This is a genomic window from Pseudomonas sp. DCB_AW (assembly GCF_026240895.1).
In the GTDB taxonomy this organism is placed as follows: Bacteria; Pseudomonadota; Gammaproteobacteria; order Pseudomonadales; family Pseudomonadaceae; genus Aquipseudomonas; species Aquipseudomonas kermanshahensis.
The window spans coordinates 1-6,731 of record NZ_JAPFCE010000122.1; the positions used below are offsets into that span (position 1 = coordinate 1).

The 6,731-nt window shown below is 62.9% G+C and carries 6 protein-coding genes; 3 read left to right on the forward strand and 3 right to left on the reverse strand.

What is annotated here, in order from left to right; all coding sequences use genetic code 11:
• Nucleotides 1-50: 50 nt before the first annotated feature.
• Complete coding sequence (locus OO306_RS27525) at nucleotides 51-2,849, forward strand: valine--tRNA ligase (RefSeq protein ID WP_265970353.1); 2,799 nt, start codon at nucleotides 51-53, stop codon at nucleotides 2,847-2,849.
• Nucleotides 2,850-3,012: 163 nt separating this feature from the next.
• On the forward strand, nucleotides 3,013-3,963 hold the full coding sequence (gene rlmF / locus OO306_RS27530; RefSeq protein ID WP_265970351.1) for a 23S rRNA (adenine(1618)-N(6))-methyltransferase RlmF: 951 nt from the start codon (nucleotides 3,013-3,015) through the stop codon (nucleotides 3,961-3,963).
• 52 nt (nucleotides 3,964-4,015) lie between these two features.
• Here the strand turns inward: rlmF and OO306_RS27535 are convergent, their stop codons facing one another.
• Nucleotides 4,016-4,297, reverse strand: coding sequence for an HU family DNA-binding protein (locus OO306_RS27535; protein WP_003255106.1), 282 nt, complete (start codon nucleotides 4,295-4,297; stop codon nucleotides 4,016-4,018).
• A gap of 395 nt (nucleotides 4,298-4,692) precedes the next feature.
• Between OO306_RS27535 and yejK the strand changes: the two genes are divergently transcribed.
• Nucleotides 4,693-5,700, forward strand: coding sequence for a nucleoid-associated protein YejK (gene yejK / locus OO306_RS27540; protein ID WP_265970352.1), 1,008 nt, complete (start codon nucleotides 4,693-4,695; stop codon nucleotides 5,698-5,700).
• 25 nt (nucleotides 5,701-5,725) lie between these two features.
• Here yejK and OO306_RS27545 read toward each other — a convergent pair whose 3' ends face one another.
• Together OO306_RS27545 and OO306_RS27550 are read right to left on the reverse strand one after the other, a co-directional pair.
• A complete protein-coding gene (locus OO306_RS27545) occupies nucleotides 5,726-6,010 on the reverse strand; it encodes a GIY-YIG nuclease family protein (RefSeq protein ID WP_085272663.1) in 285 nt (94 codons plus the stop codon).
• A gap of 17 nt (nucleotides 6,011-6,027) precedes the next feature.
• Nucleotides 6,028-6,504 carry a nuclear transport factor 2 family protein gene (locus OO306_RS27550; RefSeq protein ID WP_027595623.1) on the reverse strand — a complete coding sequence of 159 codons (477 nt, stop codon included), beginning with the start codon at nucleotides 6,502-6,504 and terminating at the stop codon, nucleotides 6,028-6,030.
• Between the last annotated feature and the right edge of the window lie 227 nt (nucleotides 6,505-6,731).

The following is a 6,731-nucleotide window of genomic DNA, read 5'->3' on the forward strand; positions in this document are numbered from 1 at the left end:
ACCAGATCCGCAAGAAGGTCGCGGACATCCGCCACACCCTGCCACCGGAGGTGCAGGGCCCGTTTTTCAATGACGAGTTCGGCACCACGTTCGGCAACATCTATGCGCTGATCCCGCCGCCGAACGTCACCGGCAGCCTGCACATGGGCCACGGGTTCAACAACGCGATCATGGACGCCCTGATCCGTTTCCGCCGCATGCAGGGTCGCGACACCCTGTGGCAGCCGGGCACCGACCACGCCGGTATCGCCACGCAGATGCTGGTCGAGCGCCAGCTCGAAGCCAAAGGCCAGAACCGTCATGACCTGGGTCGCGAACAGTTCCTGGAAAAAGTCTGGGAGTGGAAGGACCAGTCCGGCGGCAACATCAGCCGTCAGATCCGCCGCCTGGGCTCGTCGGTCGACTGGAGCCGTGAGCGCTTCACCATGGACGACGGCCTGTCCGAAGCCGTCAAGGAAGCCTTCGTGCGCCTGCACGAAGATGGCCTGATCTACCGCGGCAAGCGCCTGGTCAACTGGGACACCAAGCTGCACACGGCCATCTCTGACCTCGAAGTGGAAAACCACGACGAGAAGGGCCACCTGTGGAACCTGCGCTACCCGCTGGCCGACGGCGCCAAGACCGCCGAAGGCAAGGATTACCTGGTGGTTGCCACCACGCGTCCGGAAACCCTGCTGGGTGACGCTGCCGTCGCGGTCAACCCGAACGACGAGCGCTACCAGGCCCTGATCGGCAAGTTCGTCGAGCTGCCACTGGTCGGCCGCCGCATCCCGATCATCGCCGACGACTACTGCGACCCAGAATTCGGCACCGGCTGCGTGAAGATCACCCCGGCACACGACTTCAACGACTACGAAGTCGGCAAGCGCCACAACCTGCCGCTGCTGAACATCTTCGACAAGAACGCGATGGTCCTGGCCAATGCCCAGGCCTTCAACCTCGACGGCAGCGTCAACGAGCAGGTCGACACCACCCTGCCCGCCCAGTACGCCACCCTCGACCGCTTTGTCGCGCGTAAGCAGATCGTCGCCGACCTGGACGCCCAGGGCCTGCTGGTCAGCATCGACGACCACGCCTTGAAAGTGCCGAAAGGCGACCGCTCGGGCACTGTCATCGAACCGTGGCTGACCGACCAGTGGTACGTCTCCACCAAGCCGCTGGCAGAGCCTGCCATCGCCGCCGTGGAAGATGGCCGCATCCAGTTCGTGCCCAAGCAGTACGAGAACATGTATTTCTCCTGGATGCGCGACATCCAGGACTGGTGCATCAGCCGCCAGCTGTGGTGGGGCCACCGCATCCCGGCATGGTACGACGAGGCCGGCCAGGTCTATGTCGGCCGTGACGAGGCTGAAGTCCGCGCCAAGCACAACCTGGGCGCCGATGTTGCCCTGCGCCAGGACGACGACGTACTCGACACCTGGTTCAGCTCGGGCCTGTGGACCTTCTCGACGCTGGGCTGGCCAGAACAGACCGAGTTCCTCAAGAAGTTCCACTCCACCGATGTGCTGGTCACCGGCTTCGACATCATCTTCTTCTGGGTTGCGCGCATGATCATGCTGACCATGCACCTGATCAAGAACGAGGACGGCACCCCTCAGGTTCCGTTCAAGACCGTGTACGTGCACGGCCTGGTGCGCGATGGCCAGGGCCAGAAGATGTCCAAGTCCAAGGGCAACGTCCTGGACCCGCTGGACATCGTCGACGGCATCACCCTCGACGCCCTGCTGGAAAAACGCACCAGCGGCATGATGCAGCCCAAGCTTGCCGAGAAGATCGCCAAGCAGACCAAGGCCGAGTTCCCGGACGGCATCGCCAGCTACGGCACCGACGCCCTGCGCTTCACGTTCTGCTCGCTGGCCTCGACCGGCCGCGACATCAAGTTCGACATGGGCCGCGTCGAAGGCTACCGCAACTTCTGCAACAAGATCTGGAACGCCGCCCGCTACGTGCTGGACAAGGGCGAGGACTGCGGCCAGAACGGCGAAGCCTACGAGCTGTCGCTGGCCGACCGCTGGATCATCTCGCAACTGCAACGTACCGAAGCCGAAGTGACCCGCCAGCTGGAGCAGTTCCGCTTCGACCTGGCCAGCCAGGCCCTGTACGAGTTCATCTGGAACCAGTATTGCGACTGGTACCTGGAACTCTCCAAGCCTGTGCTGTGGGACGAGAACGCCCCGGTCGAGCGCGCCCGTGGCACCCGTCGCACCCTGGTGCGCGTGCTGGAAGTGGCCCTGCGCCTGGCGCACCCGTTCATGCCGTTCATCACTGAAGAAATCTGGCAGCGCATCGCGCCGCTGGCTGGCATTCAGGGCAAGACCATCATGCTGCAGCCGTGGCCGGTGGCCAATGAAAGCCGCATCGATGCCGCTGCCGAAGGTGACATCGAGTGGCTCAAGGAGCTGATGGTCGGCCTGCGCAACATCCGCGCCGAAATGAACATCGGCCCGGGCAAGCCGCTGCCTCTGTTCCTGAAAAACGCCAATGCCGACGACCAGCGCCGCCTGCAGGAAAACGAAGCCCTGCTGAAGAAACTGGCCAAGGTCGAGTCGTTCACCGTGCTTGGCGATGCCGACGAAGCGCCACTGTCGGCCACCGCACTGGTGGGCGATCTGCAGGTACTGGTGCCGATGGCCGGCCTGATCGACAAGGACGCCGAACTGGCTCGCTTGAACAAGGAGATCCAGCGTCTGCAGGGTGAAGTCCAGCGCGTGGGCGGCAAGCTGTCCAACGCTGCCTTCGTCGACAAGGCACCGCCTGCGGTGATCGAGAAGGAACGCGCCAAGCTGGCCGAGTCCGAACAGGCCCTGGCCAACTTCACCGAGCAGCATGCGCGGATTGCAGCGCTGTAACAATCTGATAGACCGATGGGGCCGCTGTGCGGCCCTTTCGCGACACAAGGCCGCTCCTACAGGGACGGCGCCGGTTTGAAAGGCGCCGCTATCCTGTAGGAGCGGCCTTGTGTCGCGAAAGGGCTGCACAGCAGCCCCAAGGCCTGCAGCACCGGACCTGACCATGACCCAGAAACCCACCCTGCACCCGCGCAACCGCCACCAGGGTCGCTACGACTTCCCCAGCCTGATCAAGGCCCACCCTGACCTGGCCCGCTTCACCATCACCAACCCGCACGGCAAACCCAGCATCGACTTCGCCAACCCCGAGGCGGTACGGGTGTTCAACCGCGCCTTGCTCAAGGCCCAGTACGGCATCCAGCACTGGGACATCCCCGCCGACTACCTGTGTCCGCCCATCCCCGGTCGCGCCGACTACATCCATGTGCTCGCCGACCTGCTGGGCGAAGACAATGCCGGCGAGATCCCCAAAGGCGCCCAAGTGCGCGCGCTGGACATCGGCGTGGGTGCCAACTGCATCTACCCGCTGATCGGCCACAGCGACTACCGCTGGCGCTTCCTGGGCTCGGATATCGACCCTGTGGCACTGGCGTCGGCCAAGGCCATCGTCCAGGCCAATGGCCTGAGCAAGGCCATCACTCTGCGCCAGCAGGCCAACCGCACGCACATTCTCAGCGGCCTGCTGCAGGCGGACGAGCGCTTCGACCTGACCCTGTGCAACCCGCCCTTCCATGCCTCACGCGAGGAAGCCACCCGCGGCAGCCAGCGCAAGTGGAAAAACCTGGGCAAACAGGACCCCAAGCGCAAACTGCCCGTGCTCAATTTCGGCGGCCAGAACAACGAACTGTGGTGTGAGGGCGGCGAGATCCGCTTCGTGACGCAACTGGTCGGGGAAAGCGCGCAGTACGCCGAAAGCGTCCTGTGGTTCACCAGCCTGGTGTCCAAGGCCAGCAACCTGCCAGGCATCGAGGCTACGCTGAAAAAAGCGGGCGCCAAGGCCGTGCGCATCATCGAGATGGGCCAAGGGCAGAAGCAGAGCCGCATGGTCGCCTGGAGCTTCCAGGACGACAACGCGCGCCAGGCCTGGCACGCACGGCGTAAAACACAAGGCTGAAAAAAACCGCGCCCGGGCAAGCCCGGGCGCGGTTTCGTCACAGCGTCAACAATTACTTGTTGATAGCGTCGGTCAGCACTTTGGCTGGCACGAACTTGACGACTTTCTTGGCAGCGATTTCGATGGCAGCGCCAGTCGAAGGGTTGCGGCCGGTACGGGCAGGACGCTCGGAGACTTTCAGCTTGCCGATGCCTGGCAGGGTGATTTCAGCGCCGTTTTCCAGTTGGTCAGCAACGATCTGGCCCAGTTGCTCCAGTGCGTTTTTGGCGGTGGCTTTTGGCGCGGCGATCGATTCGGCGATGTCGGCAATCAGTTGGTCTTTGGTCAATGCCATGGTGATGTTCCTTCCCTATCAAATTCAGTAGTTAAGCAGCGAGCTACGACGTTATCGGGCCAGCCCCTGAATTCTGGAGGGCCGCGCCAATCGCGTATGTAGATACGTAAATCGGCGTTTGGTTCGACACGACGCTAGCGTGCTGCCAGCAATGCGCCACGCGAGGGGCGCAAGACCGCGCAAAGCTACCACAGGAATGGATAAATATCCGCTGCGCACTTCGATTTAATGCAGGTTTTTCGGGGGTTTTAGCTTAAAACGCACAAAACTGAACAAAAAACGAACAACCGGCATTTCTGCCAACATCCGGCCACTGCATCACCTTGTCTCTGGGGTAAACTGGACGACTTTTGCAGCGCGGCCGTGCACCGCCCCCCAGACTCGCCGAGGACTTCATGCCAATCCGTCATTGTATCGTTCACCTGATCGACAAGAAGCCCGATGGCAGCCCCGCCGTGCTGCACGCACGCGATACCGAACTGGGCGCCTCCGATGCCATCGAAAACCTGCTGGCCGACCTCAACGACAGCTACAACGCCAAGCAAGGCAAGGCGTGGGGCTTCTTCCACGGCGAATCGGGTGCCTACCCGCTCAGTGGCTGGTTGAAGCAGTACCTGGAAGCAGAAAAGGACTTCGCGGCGTTCAGCCGCATCGCCGTCGAACACCTGCAAAAGCTGATGGAAGAGTCCAACCTGTCCACCGGCGGGCACATCCTGTTCGCCCACTACCAGCAAGGCATGACCGATTACCTGGCGATCGCCCTGCTGCACCACAGCGAAGGCGTGGCGGTGAACGCGGACCTCGATGTGACGCCATCGCGCCACCTGGACCTCGGCCAACTGCACCTGGCGGCGCGCATCAACCTGTCCGAGTGGAAGAACAACCAGAATTCCAAGCAGTACATCTCGTTCATCAAAGGCAAGAACGGCAAGAAAGTCTCCGACTACTTCCGTGACTTCATCGGCTGCCAGGAGGGCGTCGACGGCCCAGGTGAAACCCGTACCCTGCTCAAGGCCTTCAGCGACTTCGTCGAAAGCGAAGACTTGCCGGAGGCATCGGCCCGCGAGAAGACCCAGACCCTGGTCGACTACGCTACCACCCAAACCAAGCTGGGCGAGCCGGTGACCCTTGAAGAACTGTCCAGCCTGATCGACGAAGACCGCCCGAAGGCGTTCTACGACCACATCCGCAACAAAGACTACGGCCTGTCGCCGGAGATCCCTGCCGACAAACGCACCCTCAACCAGTTCCGCCGCTTCACTGGGCGTGCAGAGGGGCTGTCGATCAGCTTCGAGGCGCACCTGCTGGGCGACAAGGTGGAGTATGACGAGGTGGCGGAGACCTTGATCATCAAGGGGCTGCCGACGCAGCTGATCGATCAGCTGAAGCGGCGCAAAGACTGATACCGCCCGGGGCGCGTAGCGCGCCCTAGGGGTTGCTGAACGAGGCCACCAGCGCCTCCTTGGCCGATTTACGCAGCCGCTTCACCAGCCGCTCCTGGCGCAGCGCTTCGCCTTTGTCGGGCCACTGCTCGACATACACCAGCGCCTGCGCCGGGCTGGTCTTGAAGTATCGCGCGCCCTGCCCTTTCTGATGCGCCAGAAAGCGCCGCTGCGGGTCATCACTGATCCCGCAATACAGCGACCCATTGGCCGCCCGCACCAGGTAGACATACCAAGGTTTTACTGCCTGATCCGGCACTGCTTCACTCACGACGCCTGCTCTTTCCGTTAGTTGCCTTGGCTGTGCTGAAACGCCCGCAGGCCTTTGAACGCCTGCTGGCGCACCTTGTTCTGAATCAGCGGCGACCAGCCGAGCAGCACCCCGGGCGCCCCCAATGCCTGGCGCGACCAGCGCCAAAGGTCGAAGCTGTCGTCATGCTGGCAGATCAAGCCATCGCGAATGACGAAACGTGCCTGAATAGCGTTGACCACGGTACGGCCGGTCTGGCTGAACAGGTAGGTCGCGACCCAGTGCGCACTGCCACCACGCTCGTCCGCACGGACGTTGTCGAAGGTCAGGGTGAAGTCCTTGGCGCGGGTGGTGAGCATCCGCCACATGTCGCCTGCATCCTTGCCGCGCAGGGTACCGAAGACCGGGTCGCTGAAGACGATATCGTCGCTGTAACAGGCCACCATGGCCTCGGCATCCAGCCGCTGGAAGGCCTGGTAGAAGCGGGTGATCAGGTCGCGGTTGGCGTCGCTCATGGGGCAGGTCCATCCTGGGATCGAAAGGTGCACGATAATCTGCTCGATGCGCTTACGCCAGTGCCGGCCCATTCGCGGGACAAGCCCGCTCCCACGGCAAGGCAAACGGGCCCCTCGACGCCAGTGGGTGTCCCCCCCCTGGCGCCCAGCGCGGCCAATGGGCCGCCACAAGGGCGTCGTAGAGGGGAATGGCACACCGCTGAACACCCGACACGAGAGGCCAACGC

Coding starts and splice junctions, on each gene's coding strand:
- rlmF (WP_265970351.1), top strand. CDS start 3,013: ATGACCCAGAAACCCACCCTGCACCCGCGCAACCGCCACCAGGGTCGC.
- OO306_RS27535 (WP_003255106.1), bottom strand. CDS start 4,297: ATGGCATTGACCAAAGACCAACTGATTGCCGACATCGCCGAATCGATC.
- yejK (WP_265970352.1), top strand. CDS start 4,693: ATGCCAATCCGTCATTGTATCGTTCACCTGATCGACAAGAAGCCCGAT.
- OO306_RS27550 (WP_027595623.1), bottom strand. CDS start 6,504: ATGAGCGACGCCAACCGCGACCTGATCACCCGCTTCTACCAGGCCTTC.